18 protein-coding genes are annotated in these 21,059 nt (G+C 69.2%); 17 read left to right on the forward strand and 1 reads right to left on the reverse strand.

Annotated features, from left to right (window positions below; genetic code table 11):
- Positions 1-71 precede the first annotated feature (71 nt).
- From VKT83_14890 to VKT83_14945, 12 genes are all read left to right on the forward strand, one after another.
- Positions 72-1,436 (forward strand): hypothetical protein, encoded by a 1,365-nt coding sequence (locus VKT83_14890; GenBank protein ID HLY23748.1) that lies wholly within the window; start codon positions 72-74, stop codon positions 1,434-1,436.
- Positions 1,437-1,543: 107 nt separating this feature from the next.
- The gene (locus tag VKT83_14895; protein ID HLY23749.1) at positions 1,544-3,118 is read left to right on the forward strand and encodes an APC family permease; all 1,575 of its coding nucleotides are present in this window, start codon (positions 1,544-1,546) and stop codon (positions 3,116-3,118) included.
- Positions 3,111-3,338 (forward strand): hypothetical protein, encoded by a 228-nt coding sequence (locus VKT83_14900; protein HLY23750.1) that lies wholly within the window; start codon positions 3,111-3,113, stop codon positions 3,336-3,338. The genes VKT83_14895 and VKT83_14900 overlap by 8 nt, the downstream gene beginning before the upstream one ends.
- A complete protein-coding gene (locus tag VKT83_14905) occupies positions 3,335-3,925 on the forward strand; it encodes a universal stress protein (protein HLY23751.1) in 591 nt (196 codons plus the stop codon). The genes VKT83_14900 and VKT83_14905 overlap by 4 nt, the downstream gene beginning before the upstream one ends.
- A 41-nt stretch (positions 3,926-3,966) precedes the next feature.
- Positions 3,967-4,443 carry a TrkA family potassium uptake protein gene (locus tag VKT83_14910; GenBank protein ID HLY23752.1) on the forward strand — a complete coding sequence of 159 codons (477 nt, stop codon included), beginning with the start codon at positions 3,967-3,969 and terminating at the stop codon, positions 4,441-4,443.
- A gap of 2 nt (positions 4,444-4,445) precedes the next feature.
- Positions 4,446-5,120, forward strand: a complete 675-nt coding sequence (locus tag VKT83_14915; GenBank protein HLY23753.1) for a TrkA family potassium uptake protein — start codon at positions 4,446-4,448, stop codon at positions 5,118-5,120.
- A gap of 262 nt (positions 5,121-5,382) precedes the next feature.
- On the forward strand, positions 5,383-5,466 hold the full coding sequence (kdpF, locus tag VKT83_14920) for a K(+)-transporting ATPase subunit F (GenBank protein ID HLY23754.1): 84 nt from the start codon (positions 5,383-5,385) through the stop codon (positions 5,464-5,466).
- Positions 5,463-7,280, forward strand: coding sequence for a potassium-transporting ATPase subunit KdpA (kdpA, locus tag VKT83_14925; GenBank protein ID HLY23755.1), 1,818 nt, complete (start codon positions 5,463-5,465; stop codon positions 7,278-7,280). Before kdpF ends, kdpA begins: the two co-directional genes overlap by 4 nt.
- A 10-nt stretch (positions 7,281-7,290) precedes the next feature.
- On the forward strand, positions 7,291-9,381 hold the full coding sequence (gene kdpB / locus VKT83_14930; GenBank protein ID HLY23756.1) for a potassium-transporting ATPase subunit KdpB: 2,091 nt from the start codon (positions 7,291-7,293) through the stop codon (positions 9,379-9,381).
- 35 nt (positions 9,382-9,416) lie between these two features.
- A complete protein-coding gene (kdpC, locus tag VKT83_14935) occupies positions 9,417-9,989 on the forward strand; it encodes a potassium-transporting ATPase subunit KdpC (GenBank protein ID HLY23757.1) in 573 nt (190 codons plus the stop codon).
- Positions 9,990-9,995: 6 nt separating this feature from the next.
- On the forward strand, positions 9,996-12,779 hold the full coding sequence (locus tag VKT83_14940) for a sensor histidine kinase KdpD (protein ID HLY23758.1): 2,784 nt from the start codon (positions 9,996-9,998) through the stop codon (positions 12,777-12,779).
- Positions 12,752-13,444 (forward strand): response regulator, encoded by a 693-nt coding sequence (locus VKT83_14945; protein HLY23759.1) that lies wholly within the window; start codon positions 12,752-12,754, stop codon positions 13,442-13,444. Before VKT83_14940 ends, VKT83_14945 begins: the two co-directional genes overlap by 28 nt.
- Positions 13,445-13,473: 29 nt before the next feature.
- Here the strand turns inward: VKT83_14945 and msrB are convergent, their stop codons facing one another.
- Complete coding sequence (gene msrB / locus VKT83_14950; GenBank protein HLY23760.1) at positions 13,474-13,860, reverse strand: peptide-methionine (R)-S-oxide reductase MsrB; 387 nt, start codon at positions 13,858-13,860, stop codon at positions 13,474-13,476.
- A 379-nt stretch (positions 13,861-14,239) separates the two neighbouring features.
- Here msrB and VKT83_14955 point away from each other — a divergent pair, with 379 nt between their 5' ends.
- The 5 genes from VKT83_14955 to VKT83_14975 are packed head-to-tail and all read left to right on the forward strand — an operon-like array spanning position 14,240 to position 21,055.
- Positions 14,240-16,876, forward strand: a complete 2,637-nt coding sequence (locus VKT83_14955; protein HLY23761.1) for an HD domain-containing phosphohydrolase — start codon at positions 14,240-14,242, stop codon at positions 16,874-16,876.
- Positions 16,877-16,924: 48 nt separating this feature from the next.
- The gene (locus tag VKT83_14960; GenBank protein HLY23762.1) at positions 16,925-17,704 is read left to right on the forward strand and encodes an ABC transporter ATP-binding protein; all 780 of its coding nucleotides are present in this window, start codon (positions 16,925-16,927) and stop codon (positions 17,702-17,704) included.
- A 14-nt stretch (positions 17,705-17,718) separates the two neighbouring features.
- Positions 17,719-18,732, forward strand: coding sequence for an ABC transporter substrate-binding protein (locus tag VKT83_14965; protein HLY23763.1), 1,014 nt, complete (start codon positions 17,719-17,721; stop codon positions 18,730-18,732).
- A complete protein-coding gene (locus tag VKT83_14970) occupies positions 18,729-19,580 on the forward strand; it encodes an ABC transporter permease (protein ID HLY23764.1) in 852 nt (283 codons plus the stop codon). Before VKT83_14965 ends, VKT83_14970 begins: the two co-directional genes overlap by 4 nt.
- A 44-nt stretch (positions 19,581-19,624) precedes the next feature.
- Positions 19,625-21,055 (forward strand): aspartate aminotransferase family protein, encoded by a 1,431-nt coding sequence (locus VKT83_14975; GenBank protein ID HLY23765.1) that lies wholly within the window; start codon positions 19,625-19,627, stop codon positions 21,053-21,055.
- Positions 21,056-21,059 lie beyond the last annotated feature (4 nt).

Genomic DNA, 21,059 nt, shown 5'->3' on the forward strand with positions numbered 1-21,059 from the left:
GCGCGCTTTCCCTGCCGCCGGTTTTCCCGAGACGGTCGCGCGGAGCGGGGGACTTGGGGGAATATAATCCGGTGATGGATACTCGATGCCGACCCCGTCGCGCGCGCGGTGCGGCGCGCCTGGCCCCGGGTTTCATTCTCCTGAGCGCCGTGCTCGCGCCGGGGATCGCGACCGCCCAGCTTCCGGCGACCCTCCCCTCAGCGGACGGCACCGCGGCGGTCGCGCCGGCGGCCGGTCCGTCGGAGATTACGCTGCCCGCGGTTCGCGCGCTTCGCCTCGCCGTGCCGACGTCAGGTCTGCCGCAGCCCGCGGGGCCCGCGACGGTCTCCGTGGCCACCGACGTCGGCGCCGTCCCCCGCCGGACCACCTTCTCGCTGCGCCAAGTCCCGGCCGACGTGACGGTGGACTTCGATCTGCCGCGCGGCATCATCTCGGTCGCCGGCACCCGCGTCGGATCGTTCACCCCGGTTGCGCCGTTGACCGACAATCTGAAGTTTCCGGTCGACGTGACGATTCAGCGGGGCGGGAGCAGCGTCGCGATGCACCGCGACATCATGCTCCTGCTGCCGACCGTCATCGTCCCCGGATTCTCCAACGAGAAGCGCACCAGCCCCGACCCGCTGGTCGTGAGGCGATTCGCCCAGTACGGATACACGGACGCGGCGCCGCACCCGACGCTGTTTTGGTATCCGTATCAGTCCCACCGGATCGGCCTTGAAGAAGGGGCGCACGCGCTGGCCGCGTACGTCCGGCGTGTCGTGCTGCCGGCCGCCTACGCGGCCAAGATCAACGTGGTCGGCTACAGCGTCGGCGGCTTATTTGCCCGCTGGCTCATCGCGTACGACTTCGACGGGTGGACGGCGCTGGTGAATCGGCTCGTGATGGTCGCCGTTCCGAACGAGGGCGCGGTCATGCCGTACGTGGGCGCTCACGCGCCGTCGTTCTTGCCGTTCGCGGCGTCGGCGAAGACACCGCTCGGGCGCGTGATGGATCCGGTCTTTCCCTTCTGGCGCGCGACGGCCGCTGATCCATGGTCGCTCCCGGCCGATGACGGCAACCCGGCGCTCAACGCGCTGAACGCGCGCCCGTTCCCGGCGGGCCTTCGTCTCTACAACCTGTACGGCAACAACGATCCGAGCCGGACCGGCGGTCCCCAGACCGCGATCGGCGTGACCGGGCAGCTGCCCGGGGCGACGCTGTCGTATGGGCCGGGCGACGGGATCGTGCTGACGGCGAGCGCCCTCGGCCTCCCCATCAATGGGTCGCCCGGCCTGCCTGAGTTGGCGGAACGCGCCGTGCGCATCGACGTGGGACGTGTGTACCACATCCACGTGCTCGAAGTGGGCGCCCCCAAGGCGGCCGCGGTGCTGCAGGACCGGGTCGAGACGGCCGCCGAGGCGGCGGGGACGCCGCAGCACCCTCAGCCGTCCCGCTGAACCGCATCCGGTCCGCGCCCCGGCCGCGGGCCATTGTGCACGTCCGGGACGGGTACTATAATCGGCCTTCGTGAGATTCTTCGTCCCGCTGCTACCGCGGGAGCCCCGTGGCTGAGACGATCCCAGGACATCCGGCGGCCGGCGAACCCCATCTACGCCGGGACATCAGCGTCTGGGGCTCGTTCATGTGGGGCTACGCCGACGTCGGGGCCGATATCTACGCGGCCCTCGGCATCGTCGTCGCCGCGTCGATGGGGCTCGCGCCCCTTGCCTTCGCAGTCGCCGGAACCGTGTACGTCCTCATCGGGCTCGCGTATACCGAACTCGCCAGCGCGTACCCCGTCGCCGGAGGCGGTCAGTACTACACCGCGCGCGGCCTCGGCGATTTGTGGGGGTTTATCGCCGGGTCGGCGCTGCTCCTGGATTACACGATCGACATCGCGCTCTTCGCCGCGGCGTCGGCGGGGTATGTGAATTTCTTCATTCCGGCGATTCGTGACTTCTCCGTAGCGCTCGGGCCGTTCCGGCGCATCAACCCGCTCTGGGCCGGCGAGACCGTCGTCCTGATTCTGTTCCTCGTGTGGCTCAATATCCGCGGGATCCGGGAATCGTCGCTGTTCAATGAAATCATCGGCGCGGTCGACATGGTGACCGAGTCCCTCGTCATCATGCTCGGGTTTCTGTTCGCCTGGAAGCCGGAACTGCTGGTCCACCAATTCGTGACGCAGCAGCCGACGTTCGGGCAGTTCATGTACGGATCGTCGCTGGCCATTATCTCCTACGTCGGCCTCGAATCGATCTCGCAGGCGGCCCAAGAGACGCGGCGGCCCGCGACGATCATCCCCCGCACGTCGTTGGGGCTCATCTTCAGCGTCCTGTTGTTCGCGATGGCATTTTCCACATTGGGGATCGGCATGCTGCCCTGGCAGGAGATCGCCGCGCATCAGGGCGACCCGGTGGCGCTGCTTGCCCACAACATCCCGTTCATCGGGGCCGTCGCCGGTCCGTTTGCCGCGATGCTCGGCGGCACCATTCTCCTGATCTCCGCCAACACGGGCGTGATGGGGAGCTCCCGGCTGACGTTTTCCATGAGCGGCCTCGGGCTGGCCAGCAGTTGGATGAACGCCGTGCACCCCCGGTACCGCACGCCTTACCGGACGATCATCCTCTTTTCGGCGATGGCCGTCGTCGAGGCGCTGCTGGCATTCCTGACCCCGCAGGCGCTGGACACGCTGGGCAACATGTACGCGTTCGGCGCAACCCTCGCGTACCTGCTGGTCTTCGTGTCGCTCGTGCGGCTGCGCTTCGTGGACCCGGTTACGCCGCGGCCGTATCGCGTGCCGTTGAACTTGCGATGGCGGCGCCGGGGCGGGGAGGATGTGCACATTCCGGTGCTCGGGTTTTTCGGCATCGTCGGCGTCGGGCTGATTCTCTTCGAGGTGATCCTGACCCATCAGATCGGACGAATCGCCGGCCCGGGATGGGTGCTGCTGTGCCTCGCCTACTACGTCTGGTACCGGCGGCGGCAGGGGCTGCCGGTGGCGCGCAGCGTGCCGCGCCACTGGGAGGAGCAGCAGCGCCGGATCTTGCGGGACGCCGAGGAGTTCGATCTGCTCGAGCAGTACGAGATGGCGCTGGCGCAGCGCGACCGGGACTTTGCCAGGAGGCGGTATCATGCGTGACGCGGACGCCGCGGCCGGCCGTCGCGGAGTCAGCGCCGTGGACGCGTACCGGACGGTGACGAGCGTCCTGACGATCGTCCTCGGCATCGTCATCCTGGCGCGCACCCTGCCGCTCGGCGTGCACGTGCAGGCGCTGCTGGTGGGTCTCGGTTTCGTGGGCCTCGGCGCGTACCGCCTGTCGTTTGTGATCGCGTACCTGCGGCGGCGGACGGCGCGATGACCGGCGGTGTGCCGATCAGCCCGCTCGGCGCCGTGCTGGCGGCGACGTTTGCGACCAGCATGACCGTGCTGCTCGCCTGGATGCTGCGCGTGCCCCGGCCCGTATCGGCCGAGATTGCGCGGGCGGTGCGGTCTGTCGGCGCCGTGAGAACGATCTTCGTGCCGATTTTGGAAGCGTACTATTCGGAGCGGGCGGTCGAACTCGCGAGCCGGCTCGGCGAGGGCCAGAAGGCCACGATCCTCCTGGGGTTCGTCGTCGAGGTGCCCCGCACGCTGAGCCTGGGCGTCGCGCTGCCCAAAGTTGAGGAGCGGGGACGTCGCGCGCTCGAGCAGGCCAGCCAGATCGTCGCGAACCATCACCTGCAGTCGACGACGGAGATGATCCGCGCCCGGGAGGCGGGGGAGGGCATCACGCGAACGGCGCGGGATCATGACGTCGACCTCATCGTGCTCGGCATCTCGCCGGAGATCGGGTTCGTCGAAGGGTCGACGGAGCGCGTTGCGGAAGCGCTGTTTCGGCACGCACCCTGCGAGGTCATTATCGACCGGCTTGCCGAGACCAGCATCGGAGCCGCGCCGAGGTCATAGACCGGTTTTCCCGCCGGACGCAGAGAGGGGAGTCAGAGGCGATGCACGTGGTGATCCTGGGGTGTGGACGGGTGGGTGCGATGCTCGCCTCGTTGCTGGAGCTCGAGGGACATACGGTGGGCATCATCGACCGCGATCCGGAGTCGTTTCGCCGGCTCAGCGAGGGGTTCGGGGGCAAGACGATCCTCGGCGTCGGGATCGATGAGGATATCCTTCGCAAGGCCGGCATCGAGCGGGCGGGGGGATTCGCGGCCACGACCAACGGGGACAACACGAACATCATGTCGGCGCAGATCGCGAAGATGAAGTTCAAGGTCCCGCGCGTCATCGCCCGGATCTACGATCCGCTGCGCGCGGAGGCGTACCGCGAACTGGGCATCGACACGATCTCACCCACACTGTTGGGCGCGGGACTCTGCATGGACTTCCTGGCCGCGCGGCCCTGGCGCAGCATCGAAGAGTACCACGCCGTGCGCGAAACGCGCCTGCTTTCTGCGGAACCTGAAGGGAGCGGGTAACCATGTACGTGATCGTGGCGGGGGGCGGGAAGGTCGGCTACTATCTCACGAAGGCGCTGCGCGACATCGGACAGGAAGTGACCGTCATCGAGAAGCTGCGCCGGCGCTTCGTCATTCTCAAGGAGGAGTTCGGCGACGGCGCGCTGATCGGGGATGCCTGCGAGGTCCGTACACTGGATCAGGCGGGCGCGGTGCGCGCGGACCTCGTCGCGGCCGTGACCGGCGATGACGAGGACAACCTGGTCATCTGCCAGATGGCCAAGCGCAAGTTCAACGTCAAGCGCGTAATCGCGAGGATCAACAATCCGAAGAACGAGGTGACGTTCCGGCTCCTCGGGATCGACGAAACGGTGAGTTCGACCAAACTGATCTACAGTCTCATCGAGCAAGAGGTCGAAGTCGGCGACGTCATCCCGCTGACGGCGCTGCGGCGGGGGAACTTGGAGCTGGTCGAAGTGGCGGTTCCGCAGAACTCACCCGCCGCCAACAGGAAAGTTCGGGACCTCCCCCTTCCCCGTGGATGCACCCTCGGGATTCTTGTGAGAGGCGAGACGGCCGAGGTGATCAATCCGGACACGCTCCTGCGCCCGGGAGACGATCTGGTGGCGATTATCCCGTCGGCCGGGGTTCAGGCGTTCCGCCAGGCGCTGCTGGGACGAGGTGTGCCCGCGACCTAAGCACAGCCGGCGCCGCGCGGTCGGTCCGGCGCCGAGGCTCCGCAACGCTGTATTCGCTCGGCCGCGCAAATTTACGATTTCTTAACCTGTTAGGGTGGCTTCATGACCCCGCCGTAACGCGGTTCGTGGTACGGTGCCCCCTATGAGCGGTACGGGAGGTCGTGTATGACGGATGTCTTGATGATTGGCCTGATGGTTGTCCTGCTGCTTTCGACTCTCGTCTGGGTCCCGGGATTGACGCGGCTCATAGGACGGTGAGGGCATGGTCGTGCTCGCCGGCATCTTGTCGGCAGGACTTTTCATCTATCTCGTCTGTGCGCTCCTGAAGCCGGAGTGGTTCGTATGACGGCGATGGGGGTGCTGCGCATTCTCCTCGCGCTCGCGGTGGTTTTCGCGCTGGTCCGGCCGCTGGGTCTCTACATGGCCCGCGTCTATATGGGCGAGCGCACGCTGTTGGACCGCGTGCTGCGGCCGCTGGAACGGCTCTTCTACCGGTGGTCGCGCGTGGACCCGGACGAGGACATGTCGTGGCAGACGTATTCGATCGCGATCCTTCTCTTCACGTTCGCCGGCATGCTGCTGTTGTACGCGCTCCAGCGGACGCAGGCCGTCCTCCCGTTCAACCCGCAGAAGCTGCCGGCCGTTTCTCCGGATCTTTCGCTCAACACCGCGGTCTCGTTCGCGACCAACACCAACTGGCAGAACTACAGCGGCGAGACGACGCTGAGCTACTTCGTCCAGATGGCGGGGCTCACGGTCAAGAACTTCGTCTCCGCCGCGGCCGGGCTTGCGGTGATGGTCGCGCTCTTCCGCGGGCTCACGCGGCGGTCGGCGAAGGCGATCGGCAACTTCTGGGTCGACCTCGTGCGGAGCAGCCTGTACATCCTGCTCCCGATGTCGGTCGTGCTGGCGCTGCTGCTGGCGTCCCAGGGCGTCGTCGCGACCCTGTCGCCGTACCGGACCGCGGCGCTCCTTCAGCCGGTGACATACGAGGAGCCGGTCACAGACGCGAACGGGAAACCGGTGCTCGACGCGCAAGGTCACCAGAAGACCAAGCCGGTGACGGTCACCGATCAGGTGATCGCGGTGGGGCCCGCCGCGTCTCAGATCGCGATCAAGCAGCTCGGCACGAACGGCGGCGGCTTCTTCAACGTCAACTCGGCGCATCCGTTCGAGAACCCGACCCCGTTTTCGAACTTCCTGGAGCTGATCGCGATCCTCGTGCTGCCGGCCGCGGTCTGTTACACGTTCGGCAAGATGGTCGGCGACACGCGGCAGGGGTGGGCGATTCTCGCCGCGATGACGCTGATGTTCCTGCCGCTGCTCGCGATGACCGAGGGGTTCGAACAGGCCGGCAATCCGCTGATCGCCCATTTCGGCGTCGATCAGCGGGCGGGTCCCGCGCAGTCCGGCGGCAACATGGAAGGGAAGGAGACGCGGTTCGGCGTCCCCGATTCCGCGCTGTGGGCGACGGCGACCACCGCCACGTCAAACGGCTCGGTCAACTCGATGCACGACTCGTACACGCCGCTCGGCGGGATGGTGCCCCTGATCGCCATGCATTTGGGCGAGGTCGTCTACGGCGGCATCGGCGTCGGGCTGTACGACATGCTGATGGTGGTGATCCTCGCCGCGTTCATCGCCGGCCTGATGGTCGGCCGCACGCCGGAATACCTCGGCAAGAAGATCGAGGCCTTCGAGATGAAGATGGCGTCGGTCGTGGTGCTGGTAATGCCGCTGATCGTCCTGATCGGCACGGCGCTCGCGGTCGCGACCCCGGCCGGCCGCGCCGGCGCCTCCAACCCCGGCCCGCACGGCTACAGCGAAATCCTCTACGCTTTTACCTCGATGGGCAACAACAACGGCAGCGCGTTCGCCGGCATCAACAGCAACACGCCGTTCTACAACGACGTTGGCGCGGTCGTGCTCTGGCTCGGACGGTTTTGGGAGATCGTGCCGGTTCTGGCGGTGGCAGGCGCGATGGCGGCCAAGAAGGTCGTGCCGCCCAGCCCCGGCACCCTGCCCACGCACACCGGGCAGTTCGTGCTGTGGCTCGCCGCGGTGACCGTGGTCATCGGGGCGCTCAGCTTCCTCCCGGCGCTCGCGCTCGGCCCCATCGTCGAGCACTTCCTGCTCTACGCCGGCGCGGTCTTCAAGTGAGGGTACACCAATGAGCGCACAGGCACCGGCAGCGCACCGTCACGCACAGGCGATGCTGTGGCGCACCGCGATCCGGGACTCGTTCCTCCGGCTCGATCCGCGGCAGCAGCTCCGCAACCCCGTCATGTTCGTGGTGGAGGTCACGAGCGCGCTCACGACCGCGCTGTTTGTCCAGGCCCTGTTCGGGCGCGGTGAGGCTCCCGCGCCGTTCATCGGCAGCGTGTCGGCCTGGCTGTGGTTTACGGTCGTGTTCGCAAACTTTGCCGAGGCCCTGGCGGAAGGGCGGGGGAAGGCCCAGGCCGAGGCGCTTCGCCGCGCGCGCCGCGACACTCCGGCCAAGCGTCTCAAGCGCCCCGAGCGCGAGGCGCCCTATGAGACCGTGTCGTCCACGACGCTTCGCAAAGGCGACGTGGTGCTCGTCGAGGCCGGCGGCGTGATCCCCGGCGACGGCGAGGTGGTCCAGGGGATCGCGTCGGTGGACGAGAGTACGGTCACCGGCGAGAGCGCGCCTGTGATCCGCGAGTCGGGGGGCGACCGCAGCGCCGTCACGGGCAGCACGCGGGTGCTGTCCGACTGGCTCATCGTGCGGATCACCGCGAACCCGGGCGAGGGCTTCATCGACCGCATGATCGCGCTGATCGAAGGCGCGCGCCGGCAGAAGACGCCGAACGAGATCGCGCTCAACATCCTGCTGGCCGGATTTACGATTCTCTTCCTCGTCGTCTGCGCCACGCTGCTGCCGTACTCGGTCTACAGCGTCGGGGCGGCCGGCCGCGGGACGCCGGTGACGATCACGGTGCTCGTGGCGCTGTTGGTCTGCCTGATCCCGACCACGATCGGCGGGCTGCTCAGCGCGATCGGGATCGCCGGCATGGACCGCATGATCAAGCGGAACGTCATCGCGCTGTCCGGACGCGCGGTCGAGGCCGCGGGCGACGTGGACGTCCTGCTGCTCGACAAGACCGGGACGATCACGCTCGGCAACCGGCAGGCCGTGGAGTTCATCCCCGTGGACCACGCGGACCCCGGCGAGCTCGCCGAGGTGGCGCAGCTGGCGTCGCTCGCGGACGAGACGCCCGAGGGCCGGAGCTGCGTCGTGCTGGCGAAGGACCAGTACGGCCTGCGCGGCCGGACCGTCGGGACCGGACCGGAGGCGCCGCAGGGGATGGCGTTCGTGCCGTTTACGGCGCAGACCCGGATGAGCGGCGTCAATTTCGACGGCCTCGTGATCCGGAAAGGCGCGCCCGACGCCATCATCGAGCACGTGCGGGCGCTCGGAGGGAGCGTGCCTCAGGACCTCAACACCGTGGTCGAGCGGATCGCGCGCTCGGGCGGCACGCCGCTCGTCGTGGCCCGCAACAACAAGATCCTCGGGGTCATCCACCTCAAGGACATCGTGAAGGGCGGGATCAAGGAGCGGTTCATCCAGCTGCGGCGGATGGGCATCCGGACGGTCATGATCACCGGCGACAACCCGCTGACCGCGGCCGCGATCGCGGCCGAGGCCGGGGTGGACGACTTCCTGGCCCAGGCGAAGCCGGAAGACAAACTTCGCCTGATCCGCGAGCAGCAGGCCGGCGGACGCCTCGTCGCGATGACGGGGGACGGAACGAACGACGCGCCGGCGCTGGCCCAGGCCGACGTGGCGGTGGCCATGAACACCGGCACGCAGCCCGCCCGCGAGGCGGCGAACATGATCGACCTCGACAGCAACCCGACGAAACTGATCGAGGTGGTGGAGATCGGCAAGCAGCTGCTGATGACGCGGGGGGCGCTCACGACGTTCAGCATCGCGAACGACGTGGCGAAGTACTTCGCCATCATTCCCGCCGCGTTCGCGTCGACGTACCCCGCGCTGGGCGCGCTCAACTTCATGCGCTTGACGACGCCGCAGAGCGCGATCTCGTCGGCGGTCATCTTCAACGCGCTGATCATCGTCGCGCTGATTCCGCTGGCGCTGCGGGGGGTGCAGTACCGGCCCGCGGGGGCCGCGCGAATTCTGCGCGACAACCTGCTAGTCTACGGGGCCGGCGGGGTCATCGCGCCGTTCATCGGCATCAAGCTGATCGACCTCGTCCTGGCCGCGCTGGGCCTGCGATGACGGCGTCCTATCGTGCTCGCGAAGGAGCGTGACGTATGCGGCGTCAGATCTATCCGTCGATCATGATGACCATCCTCTCGACCGTGTTGTTCGGATTGATCTACCCGCTCGCGATCACCGGGGTCGCGCAGGTGCTCTTTCCGAAGCAGGCCAACGGCAGCCTCATCGTCGACGGCGGCAGGGTCGCCGGTTCGACCTTGATCGGCCAGCCGTTTTCCGACCCGAAATACTTCTGGGGACGTCTGTCCGCGACGTCGCCCTTTCCATATAGCGCCGCGGCCTCCAGCGGCTCCAACCTGGGGCCGACGAACCAGGCGCTGATCGACGCGGTCAAACAGCGGATCGACGACCTCCGCAAGGCCGACCCGGGCAACGCGGCGCCGATTCCGGTGGACCTTGTAACCGCCTCGGCGAGCGGATTGGATCCTCACATCAGCCCCGCGGCGGCGCGGTATCAGGCCGCCCGCGTCGCGCGGGTACGCCGGCTTCCGCCGGACACGGTCGACCGTCTGATCCGGGAGCATACCGAGGGCCGGCAGTTCGCCATCCTCGGTGAGCCGCGCGTGAATGTGCTAGAGTTGAACCGAGCGCTGGATCAAACGAGGTGACCTTGTATCGGATACGCCGGCGAGGCGGAACGCCCGCGTCCTGAGGCCTTTCTAAAGGAAGCCGAGACCGAAGAGCGCCGGCACCGCCGAGGCAAGCTCCGGATCTTTCTCGGGTACGCCGCCGGCGTCGGCAAGACGTACGCGATGCTGCTTGCGGCCCGCGAGGCGCAGGCCGAGGGGCGGCGCGTCGCGCTCGCCTACGTGGAAATCCATGGGCGGGCCGAGACCGAGGCGCTCGTCGCCGGCTTCACGGTCATCCCCCGCTGGAAGATCGCCTATCGCGGCGTGACGCTCGAGGAGATGGACCTCGACACCGTCCTCAGCGAGCATCCCGACCTTGCCGTCGTCGACGAGCTGGCCCACACCAACGCGCCGGGGTGCCGGCACGCCCGGCGGTCCCAGGACGTCGACGAGCTCCTCGAAGCCGGGATCGACGTCTACACGACGCTCAACGTCCAGCACATCGAGAGCCTCAACGACGTCGTCGCCCAGATCACCGGCATCACCGTCCGCGAAACGGTCCCCGACCAGATCCTCGAGCAGGCGGACGAGGTCGGCCTGGTCGACCTGCCCCCGGACGAGCTGATCCAGCGCCTGCATGAAGGCAAAGTCTACATCCCCGAGCAGGCGAGCCGGGCGATCGACAAGTTCTTCCGCCCCGGCAACCTGACCGCGCTGCGCGAGATCGCGCTCCGGTATCTCGCCGGCCAGGTCGATCATCAGATGCGGGCCTACATGGAGAGCCACGCGATCCCGGGCCCGTGGCCGGCCGGGGAGCGGGTGCTGGTCTGCATCGACGCGGATCCGCTGGCGGAGCGTCTCGTCCGGACGGGTCGGCGCATGGCCACCGGCCTGGACGCCGAGTGGATCGTGCTCCACGTCGAGACGCCCGAGTACGCCACGCTGCCCGAGGCGGCGCGCGATCGTATCGCGCGGACGCTGCGTCTCGCGGAGGAGCTCGGAGCCAGGACGGTCAGCCTGCCCGGGACGAAAGCCTCCGAGGAGATCATCCGGTACGCGCGCGCCCAGAACGTGTCGAAGATTCTGGTCGGGGTGTCGCACCATCCCCGGTGGATCCAGCTGATCCACGGCTCGGTGGTCGACCGCATCATGCGGGCGGCCGGCAACATCGACGTGTACGTGATCAGCGCGGCCCGCGAGCGGCAGCGCGCTTCCGAACCCGCCGCTCCGGAATGGCCGGGGCTCTTCAGCAAACCCTATCTCTACGGCGCGGCGGTCGTCGCCCTGGCCGTCGTCATCGGCGCGCTGGTGCACGGGGTCTGGGCCCAGGCGAACGTGACGATGCTCTTTCTGCTTGCGGTCGTCGTGACCGCGCTGCAGTGGGGGCGCGGCCCCGCGACGCTCGCGGCGGGCGTGAGCCTCGCGGCGTTCGCGTTCTTCTTCGGGCCGCCGTCGTTCACGTATACCATGGCCGACACCCAGTATCTCGTCACCGTGGCGGCGCTGCTCTTCGTCGGTCTCGTGATCGGCACCCTGGCCAGCCGCACGCGTGAGCAGGCCCAGGCGGCGCGCAGCCGCGAAGCGTACATGGCCGCGCTGCACGCCCTGAGCGGAGAGCTCGCCGCGACCAACGACCTCGACGCGATTCTCCAGGCGGTGGGCCGCCACATCGCGGCGACGTTCGGACGCAGTGTCGCGATCTTCCTGCCGAAAGGCGAGACGCTCGAGCCCCGGCTCATGACGCCCGGGTTCCCGCTGACGGAGAACGAACGGGCGGTTGCCGACTGGGTGTTCCGGCGCGGCCACTCGGCCGGGTACGGCACCGACACGGTGCCGGCGGCCGCCGCGCGGTACATGCCGCTCAAGACCGCGCAGCGGATCGTCGGCGTGCTCGGCGTGCAGCCGCCGGCGTCGGGCCCGCGGCTCAATCCCGAGCAGCGCCGGCTCCTCGACGCGTTCGCCAGCCAGGCGGCGCTCGCGATCGAGCGCGTGGAGCTGGCGGAAGAGGCGCGCCGCGGCGACATCGCCCGCGAGACGGAGCGGTTGCAGACCGCGCTCCTGAACTCGATCTCGCACGATCTCCGCACGCCGCTCGCCTCGATCACCGGGGCGCTGACGACGCTCGGCGATCACCCGCCCGCGGACGAGGCCGTGCGCCGCGAACTGCTGCAGAACGCGAGGGAGCAGGCCGAACGGCTGAACCACCTCGTCGGGAGCCTGCTCGACATGAACCGGCTCGAGGCCGGGACGCTGCGGCTCCGCATGGAGCCCGGCGACGTGGAGGACCTGATCGGCGCGGCGATCGCGCAGCTCGGCGACACGGCGCAGCACCGTGACATCCGGGTCTCGGTCGACCCGAAACTGCCGCTCGTGCCGATGGACTTCGCGCTCATCACCCAGGCGCTCGTCAACGTGCTCGACAACGCGCTGCGCTACTCGCCGCCGGACGCTCCCATCGAGGCCGGCGCGCGTCTCGTGGGAAACGAGGTGCAGATCCGCGTCGAGGACCGCGGGCCCGGCGTGCCGCCCGGCGACGTCACGCGCATCTTCGACAAGTTCTACCGCATCCAGCACGACGGCGCGGGGCACGGCGCGGGTCTCGGCCTCGCGATCAGCCACGGCATCATTGACGCGCACGGGGGCCGGATCTGGGCGGCCAACCGCCCCGACGGCGGCGCCATCGTCGCCTTCGCGCTGCCGGTTCGGCCGCCGGAACCTTCCGGAGGTCTGTCCCCGCAAGCGGAAGACTCACACTCGCGCGGGCCAAGCGGGCGGACGGCCGGCGGGGATCGCGCGTCGCAATGGGCGACACCGGGCCGCGCGTCCTAGTCGTCGACGACGAGCTCGCGATCCGCCGGTTCCTGCGGGCGTCGCTGTCGGCGCAGGGGTACCAGATGTTCGAGGCCCCGTCCGCGCGCGAGGGGCTGGACGCGGCGGCGACCGTGCGTCCGGATCTCATCATTCTCGATCTCGGCCTGCCGGATCTCGACGGCGTGGAGGTCACGCGGCGGCTTCGCGAATGGTCGAAGGTGCCGGTGCTGATCCTGTCTGTGCGTGGGCGGGACGAAGAGAAGATCGCGGCACTCGACGCCGGCGCGGACGACTACCTGACGAAGCCGTTCAGCATCGGTGAACTGCTGGCCCGGATGCGCGTCGCCATGCGGCATGTCGCGCAGCCGGCCGACGAGCCGGTCGTGACCGCGGGCGACCTGACGGTCGACGTGGCGCGCCGCCTCGTCACGGTCGGCGAACGCGAGATCACCCTGACGCCCGTCGAGTACACGCTGCTCAAGACCCTGGCGCTCCACGCGGGACGTGTGATGACCCACGGCCAGCTGCTCCGCGAGGTGTGGGGGCCGGGCTACAATCAGGGCGGCAACCTGCTCCGCGTCAATATCAGCAAGCTCCGCCACAAGGTCGAACCGGACCCGGCCCGGCCGCACTACATCGTGACCGAGCCCGGCGTCGGCTACCGGCTGCGGATGGCGACCTGATCGTCGCCGGCCGACCCATGGCCGGCCGCTTACTTTTTCGGGTCGAGCTTCAACGCCGCGGAGTTGATGCAGTAGCGGAGTCCGGTCGGCACCGGGCCATCGTCGAATACATGCCCGAGGTGGGCGTCGCAGCGCGCGCACAACACTTCGGTCCGGATCATGCCGTGGCTCCGGTCGGTCTCCTCCGCAATCGCGGCGTCCTGGGCCGGACGTGTGAAGCTCGGCCATCCGCATCCCGCGTCGAACTTGGCGTCCGACTCGAAGAGCTCCGCACCGCAGCACACGCACCGGTAGGTGCCGGGCGTCGTCGTCTTCTCGTACTCGCCGCTGAACGGCCGCTCCGTCGCTTTGCGCCGCGTGACGGCGTACTGCTCCGGGCTCAGCAGCCGGCGCCATTCCGCGTCGCTCTTTGTCACCCTCTCGGAGGCGGGACCTCCCCTGTCTGACGCAGGACCTCCGGCCGCGTCTGAGCCTGCGGCGCGGACCAAAGATGCGCCTCCTGCGGGCGCGTCTGAGCCTGCGGCGCGGGCCAAAGATGCGTCTCCTGCCTTCTCGCCTTGCTGTGCCATCGAGGCTCCCTCACCTATGCTTCAACCGAAGTTTCTGTCGCTTCCACGATATCTCCGCGGCGGATTGTCCGCAAGCCGGCCGCCGGCCGCGGCGTCCGGTCTTCACAACTTCCCGCTCAAGTTCCCCGGTCTTGGGCATCACAACACACAAGACTCGGGGCACGTTGCGGTAAGGGCGGCCGACGAAATCCCGAGACACCGGCCGCCTGAGAGGATGTTTCATATCATGCCGCGTCTTGCGGGGCAGGGGGAGCCGCAGCGCGTCGCGGAGACGCAGGAAATTCACCGGGACGCGAACGTCGAACTGCGCGCGACGCTGATGGCGCGCTTGGTGGCCGTCAGCGAAACCCTGCGCGGAAGTGCGTCGACGGAGGCCGCCGCCGCGGCGGTCGGACGGGCCCTGCTCATGTTGACCGGTGCGGCGCGCAGCGCCGTCTTTCTCCGCTCGCAGAACGGCATCGTCACGTGTCCCTGGTCGCACAACCTGTCGGAAGAATACGTCGCGCGGCTGCGGACGCCGGACGGCGCCAATCCCTGGGCGCATCTCTCCCGCCATCCCGAACTCGCGTGCATGGACCTGCCGGCGCGCGGCCGCATCAAGGCCGCCGTGCCCGCGATCGTCGAAGACGTTCGAACGCTGCCGGCCGGCAACGAGATCCGCCGCGCCGCGGAGCGCGAGCGCATCCGCGCGTTCTGCTCGTGGCCGCTCAGCCGCGGCGGGCGCGTGTTCGCAGCGGTCGCGTACTATTTCGAGGCGCCGCACGCGTGCGCGGCCGCCGAGCGCGAGGTCGTCCTGGCTTTTGCGCTGCAGGCGACCGCGACACTCGAGCAGGCGATCGCCGCGGAGGCGCGCGGGGAGGGGGCCGCGGAAGCCGAGGCCGCCGGGGCCGAGGCGGAGGCCCGGCTCGAGATCGAGGCGGCTCGACTCGCGGCGCTGCAGCGCGCGCTGGATGCCGAAAGCGCGCGTCTCTCCGCGGAGCGAACGGAGCTCGCGGTGGAGGACGAGCGGCTCGGCGGCGCGCGGCGTGAGCTCGACGCCGACCGCGAACGGCTGGTCGAGACGCGGCGCGCACTCGAGAACGAATCCGAGCGGTTTGCCGCCACGCGCGGCGAGTTGGAGGCGGACCGGAAGCGGCTCTCGGACCTCCGTCGCGAGGCGGAGGCGGAGCAGGCGCGGCTGGAGGCGTTCCGCCGCGAACTCGACCTGGAGCGGTACCAGATCGACCGGCTCCGCGAGGAGATGGACGGCGCGCGCAAGCTGCTCACGAAGGATCAGGCGGAGCTCGATGCTGCGCGTGCGGATGTCACCAAGCACCGGACGGAGCTCGAGGCCAAGCGTGCGGCCATCGCCAACGACCGGGCGGATCTCGACGCGGATCGCGCCGGGGTCGTCAAGGCGCGGGCGGATATCGAGGTCGAGCAGGCGCACGCTGCCGAGGACCGAGTGGATCTCGACGCGCGGCAGGCGGCCGTCGCCAAAGCCGGGGCCGATCTCGAGGCCGGGCAGGCGGCCGTCACCAAAGCCCGGGCCGAGCTCGAGGTCGAGCAGGCGGCCGTCACCAAAGCCCGAGCCGAGCTCGAGGCCGGGCAGGCGGCCGTCACCAAAGCCCGAGCCGAGCTCGAGGCCGAGCAGGCGGCCGTCACCAAAGCCCGAGCCGATCTCGAGGTCGAGCGCGCCAAGCTCACCGAGGCTCGGCGGGCGTTGGAGGCCGAGCGGCTGCGGTCTGCGGAGTCCACAGGGGCCGCGCCCGACAGCGACGCGGCGGAGCGCGCGCGGGCCGCCGCCGAGCTGGAGCAGGAGAAGAACCGCCTGATCGAGGCGCACGGCGAGCTCACGGCCGCGGAAACCGAGCTGGCCCGGACGAGGGCCGCACTGGAAGCCGAGACCGCGCGGCTCGCGGAGGCGCGGCGAGAACTCGAAGGGGATCGCGCGCGTCTCACGGAGGTCCAGCGTGTCGTCGAGGAGGATCGGGCACGTCTCTCGGACGTCCAGCGGGCGCTTGAGACAGACCGCGCGCAGTTGGCGGAGATGCGGGCGGCCTTCGACGCGTCCAGCGCACGGCTCGCCGACGCGCAACGAGGGTTCGGGGTCGAGCGGGAACGCCTCGCGGACGTCTGCCGCGCGCTCGACGGCGAGAAAGCTGAGCTGAAGGCCGCTCAGGGCGGCCTCACCGCGGAGTGCGCGCGCCTATCGGCCGCCGTCGCCGCGCTCACCGACCCGGCGCCTGCCTACTCCCCGGCCGTTGCCGGGCCGGCGACCGAGGCCGCGCGGCCTGTCCGCACCGCCCCGTCCGGCCCGGCGAATGGCAAGCAGGGCCCCACCAAAGACGTCAGAGCGGGGAAGCCTGTCGTGCCGCCGGTTCCGTCCGCGCCTTCGTCACAACTCCCGAGCGCTACCGGCGGACCTGCCGCCGGTCCTCAGCCGGGACCGGTCAACTCGGTCATCGGCCGGCAGACGACGCCGGAGAAGTATCGCGAGCGTCTCGCCGGATGGGCCGAGGTCGCTGCGAAGGCGCTCGGCTGCAAAGAGCCCGAGGTGCTCGACCTGCGCCGGGCCGCGCTGCTTCAGGGGGTCTCCGCGCCCGCCGGAGGCGCCTTGCCCCGGGGCGTCGCGGTGATCCTCAAGCACCGCGAGGAGCGCTGGGACGGGACGGGGACGCCCGACCATCTGAAAGAGGACGCGATCCCGCTCGGCGCGCGGATTCTCGCCGTGGCCACCGCCTACGCGGACATGGTCACCGGCGGGCCCGGCTCCCCGATGCTCTACTACCTGGACGCGAAAGCGCATCTGCGGCGGAACGCCGGCGCCGCGTTCGATCCAAAGATCGTGGAGGTGTTCTGCCGCGTCGTCGATCGCGGCTGACGTTCGAGCAGGCATTCCCCGATCCTCCATGGAAACCGGCGAGGCATCATGGCGCCGCTCCTCTCCATCGAAGGGGTGACCAAGGAGTTTCTGGTTCGCGGGACGCGGATCGCGGCGCTCGATGCGATCAGCCTTGCCGTCGATGAGCGCGAGTTCGTCACCGTCATCGGTCCCTCCGGCTGCGGCAAATCCACCCTGCTCAACCTCGTGGTCGGCCTCGCGGCGCCCACCGCCGGCCGCATTGTCTTTCGCGGCCGCCCGATCGCCGGGATTACGCCGGCGATCGGCTACGTCACCCAGCGCGACAATCTGCTGCCGTGGCGAACGCTGGTCGGGAACGTCGAGATCGCGCTCGAGATCCGAGGCGTGGCCCGCGGCGAGCGCCGCCGGCGCGCCGCGGGCCTCATCGCCCAGGTCGGGCTGGCCGGCTTCGAGTCGCACTATCCCCACGAGCTCTCCGGCGGGATGCGCCAGCGCGCCAACATCGTGCGCACGCTGATCTACGAGCCGGACCTGATTCTGATGGACGAGCCGTTCGGCCCGCTCGACGCGCAGACCCGGATCGTCCTGCAGGACCAGCTTCTCCGGCTGTGGGCCTCCACCGCCAAGACGATCATCTTCATCACGCACGACCTCGTCGAGGCGGTGGCGCTCGCCGACCGCGTCGTCGTCATGAGCTCGCGTCCCGGGCGGATCAAGTGCGTGGCGGACGTGCCGATTCCGCGGCCGCGGGACCTCTACCGAATTCACGAGCACCCCGGCTTCGCGCCGGTCTACGGCGCGCTGTGGAACGAGCTGCGGCCCGAAGTGACGGTCGCGCAGGCCTGAGAGGAGGGATCGCGATGGTCCGGCGGGTGGCGGGGGCGTTTCTCGTCCTGGTGTGCGGGCTGCTGCTCGTCCCGGGCGCCGCATCACCGCAAGGCCTCAAGAAGATCAGCATCACGATGCCGGTCACGGCCCTCTCCATGCTGCCGGTCTATCTCGCCAAGGCGAACGGCTACTTCGCCGCCGGTGGCCTTGACGTGGAGATGATCATGACCAGCGGCGCGGGGCCCGACGTGAAGGCGCTGATCTCCGGGGACGTGGACTTCGCGTTCACGCCCGGCGACAACGTCATGCTGGCGTACCAGGAAGGCAAGCGCGTGGTGATCGTGATGAACGGCTTCCGCCGGCTGCTGATCAACTGGGCGATGCGGACCGACGTGGCGCGCGCCCACGGCATCACCGAGGCGACGCCGCTCGCGCAGAAGATCAAGGCCCTCAAGGGACTCACGATCGGCGTCACGCAGGCCGGCGCGCTGACCGCACACCTCGCGACGTTCGTCGTGCGCCGCGCCGGCTACTCGCCGCAGCAGGACGTGACGCTGGTCCCGATCGGCGCCGGCCCGACTTGGCTCGCGGCCCTGCAGAACCACAAGGTGGACGTGGCCCTCACGGCCACGCCGGTCCCCGAAACCGCGATCAGCCAGGGCTACGCGATGATGTTCATCAACAACGCCAAGGGCGAGGACCCGTCGGTGCCGGAGTTCCTGATGGAGTGCCTGATCACGCGCCCCGACGTGGTGCAGAAGAACCCCGATCTCGTCCGCCGGATGGCCCGGGCCCTCATGCAGTCCAACATCTGGGCGCTGCGCCACCAGCCCCAGGAGATCGCCGACGCGGTCAAGCCGTTCCTCGGCCAGACGCCCCCCGCGGTGCTGCTCGCCGGCGTCGAGTCGACCCTGCCGGCCCTCAGCCGCGACGGGCGGGCGACGGAACGCGCCGTGCAGATCACGCAGGACGTCCTCCAGCAGGCCGGGATCCTCAAGACCCGTCCGGCGTACGCGGACGTCGTGGACAACGACTTCCTGCGATGACCCGCGGGCGGCTCCTCGCCTACCGCGCGCTCTTCGGCCTGGCGCTGCTCGCGGCGTGGCAGGCCGCGTCCGGGCGGCTGATCGATCCGTTCTGGATCTCGAGCCCCGACAAGGTCGGCGCGTTTCTGTGGCAGCTGATCCGCGACGGCTCGATCTGGGGCCACCTGTCGGTGACGCTCTACGAGACCGCGACCGGCTTCGTCATCGGCGCCGCGGCCGGGATCGCGACCGGTTTCCTCCTCGCCCCCCAGCGCACGCTCGCGCAGATCCTGGATCCGTACATCGTGGCGTTCAACGGCGTTCCGCGGATCGCGCTCGCGCCGCTGTTCATCATCTGGTTCGGCATCGGCCCGAACTCCAAGGTCGTGCTCGTCGTGACCGTGGTGTTCTTCCTGACCTTCTTCAACACGTACTCCGGCGTGCGCGGCGTGGAGCACGAGTACGTCAACGTGCTGCGCATCATGGGCGCGAGCCCGCGGCAGATCCTCTGGAAGGTCACCGTGCCCGCGACGGTACCCTGGATCACGACCGGCCTCAAGATCAGCGTGCCCTACGCGATCGTCGCGGCCATCGTAGGGGAGTTCATCGCGGCGAGCCGCGGCCTCGGGTATCTCATCAACTACTACACCGGTCTGTTCTCGACGACCGGCGCGCTTGCGGGAATCATCATTGTAGCGTTGATCGTCGTACTGTCCAGCGAGGCGATCAACTGGGCGGAGGCGTATCTTCTCCGCTGGCGCCCCACCGCGGAGACGCGTCCGGCAGCAGGCGCCGCAGCCGCCGGAGGTCCTGTGTCAGCCGCCGAAGGTCCTGCCCGCGGACCCGCCGCGGGCCACGATCTCATCTAGGCACGAGGCGGGGAGCGCGAAGTCTATTCACCAGGAGGCAGGTCATGCCCGACACGCCAGAAGTCGCGACACCATCCGCGGCACCACAGCCATCCTCGACGCCTTCCGCGGCGGCACTGACGCCGCTCGAACAGCAGGCGCTCGAACACATCTGGATCCACACCGCGCGGTGGCTCGATCTCGCCGAGCGCGACGGCCTGCGTGTGCTGGTCCGCGGCAAGGGCTGCAACCTGTGGGACGCGCGCGGCCGCCAGTATCTCGACAGCCTCGCGGGACTCTACGTGGTGAACGTGGGGCACGGCCGGGCGGAGATCGGCGAAGCCATGGCCCGCCAGGCCGGGGAGCTCGCCTACGTCTCGGCCGCCTCCTACACGAGCCTGCCGGCGGTGCAGCTGGGGGACGTGCTGGCGGGGCTGACGCCGGGCGATCTCAACCGGTTCTTCTTCTGCTCCGGGGGATCGGAAGCGGTCGAGACCGCGATGAAGATCGCCAAGCAGATCCAGGCGATGCGGGGCTTCCCGAAGCGGTACAAGATCATCGCGCGGGTCGGCGGCTACCACGGGGCGACGTTCGGCGCCCTGAGCATCACGTCGTCGCGCAACGAGACCTACTTCGGGCCGTTCATGCACGGCGTGTCGTTCGTGCCCTCGCCGGACCGCTATCGCGCGCGGTTCGGCCTCGGCGGCGAAGCCGAGGACCTGGCGTGCGCGGACGCCATTGACTACGAGATCCGCGCGCAGGGACCGGAGACGGTCGCCGCCGTGATCGGCGAGCCGGTGTCGGCCGCCAACGCCACGCACGTGCCGTCTCCCCGGTACTGGCAGCGCGTGCGGGAGATCTGCGACAGGCACGGTGTGCTCTTGATTCTCGACGAGGTCATCAACGGCTTCGGCCGCACGGGCACGATGTTTGCGACCGAGCAGTTCGGCATCGCGCCGGACCTCATGACCATGGCCAAGGGGCTGTCGTCGGGCTACGCGCCGATCGGCGCGGTGGCCGTCACCGACCGTCTCTACACAGAGTTCAAGCAGAAGGACGTCGGCTTGGCGCACCTCCTGACGTTCGGCGGACAGGCGGTGTCGTGCGCGGCGGCGCTGGCGAACCTCGACATCATCCGCCGCGAGGATCTACCGCGCCGGTGCGCGGAACAGAGCGGGTATCTCGACGCGCAGCTGCGGCGCCTCGGTGCCCATCCGACGGTCGGCGACGTGCGCGGCATCGGCCTGCTCTACGCGGTGGAGCTCGTCCAGAACAAGGAGACGAAGGAGCCGTTCGGCTGGGGCCCGGCCGCGGCCGCGCATCCGTTCAGCCGGCGCCTCATGGCGGCGATGGATGAGCGCGGGCTGTTTGGGCGCGTGTTCATGTCAATCCAGATCTCCCCGCCGCTGATCATCACCCGCGAGGAAATCGACCGCATGGTGTCGATCATCGACGAGAGCCTGACCGTGACGGAGCGTGAGTTCGGCTTCGCCTAAACGG

The organism is bacterium (assembly GCA_035308905.1).
GTDB lineage: Bacteria > Sysuimicrobiota > Sysuimicrobiia > Sysuimicrobiales > Segetimicrobiaceae > DASSJF01.

Coding starts and splice junctions, on each gene's coding strand:
- VKT83_14900 (HLY23750.1), top strand. CDS start 3,111: ATGCGTGACGCGGACGCCGCGGCCGGCCGTCGCGGAGTCAGCGCCGTG.
- VKT83_14905 (HLY23751.1), top strand. CDS start 3,335: ATGACCGGCGGTGTGCCGATCAGCCCGCTCGGCGCCGTGCTGGCGGCG.
- VKT83_14910 (HLY23752.1), top strand. CDS start 3,967: ATGCACGTGGTGATCCTGGGGTGTGGACGGGTGGGTGCGATGCTCGCC.
- VKT83_14915 (HLY23753.1), top strand. CDS start 4,446: ATGTACGTGATCGTGGCGGGGGGCGGGAAGGTCGGCTACTATCTCACG.
- kdpF (HLY23754.1), top strand. CDS start 5,383: ATGGTCGTGCTCGCCGGCATCTTGTCGGCAGGACTTTTCATCTATCTC.
- kdpA (HLY23755.1), top strand. CDS start 5,463: ATGACGGCGATGGGGGTGCTGCGCATTCTCCTCGCGCTCGCGGTGGTT.
- kdpB (HLY23756.1), top strand. CDS start 7,291: ATGAGCGCACAGGCACCGGCAGCGCACCGTCACGCACAGGCGATGCTG.
- kdpC (HLY23757.1), top strand. CDS start 9,417: ATGCGGCGTCAGATCTATCCGTCGATCATGATGACCATCCTCTCGACC.
- VKT83_14945 (HLY23759.1), top strand. CDS start 12,752: ATGGGCGACACCGGGCCGCGCGTCCTAGTCGTCGACGACGAGCTCGCG.
- VKT83_14955 (HLY23761.1), top strand. CDS start 14,240: ATGCCGCGTCTTGCGGGGCAGGGGGAGCCGCAGCGCGTCGCGGAGACG.
- VKT83_14960 (HLY23762.1), top strand. CDS start 16,925: ATGGCGCCGCTCCTCTCCATCGAAGGGGTGACCAAGGAGTTTCTGGTT.
- VKT83_14965 (HLY23763.1), top strand. CDS start 17,719: ATGGTCCGGCGGGTGGCGGGGGCGTTTCTCGTCCTGGTGTGCGGGCTG.
- VKT83_14970 (HLY23764.1), top strand. CDS start 18,729: ATGACCCGCGGGCGGCTCCTCGCCTACCGCGCGCTCTTCGGCCTGGCG.
- VKT83_14975 (HLY23765.1), top strand. CDS start 19,625: ATGCCCGACACGCCAGAAGTCGCGACACCATCCGCGGCACCACAGCCA.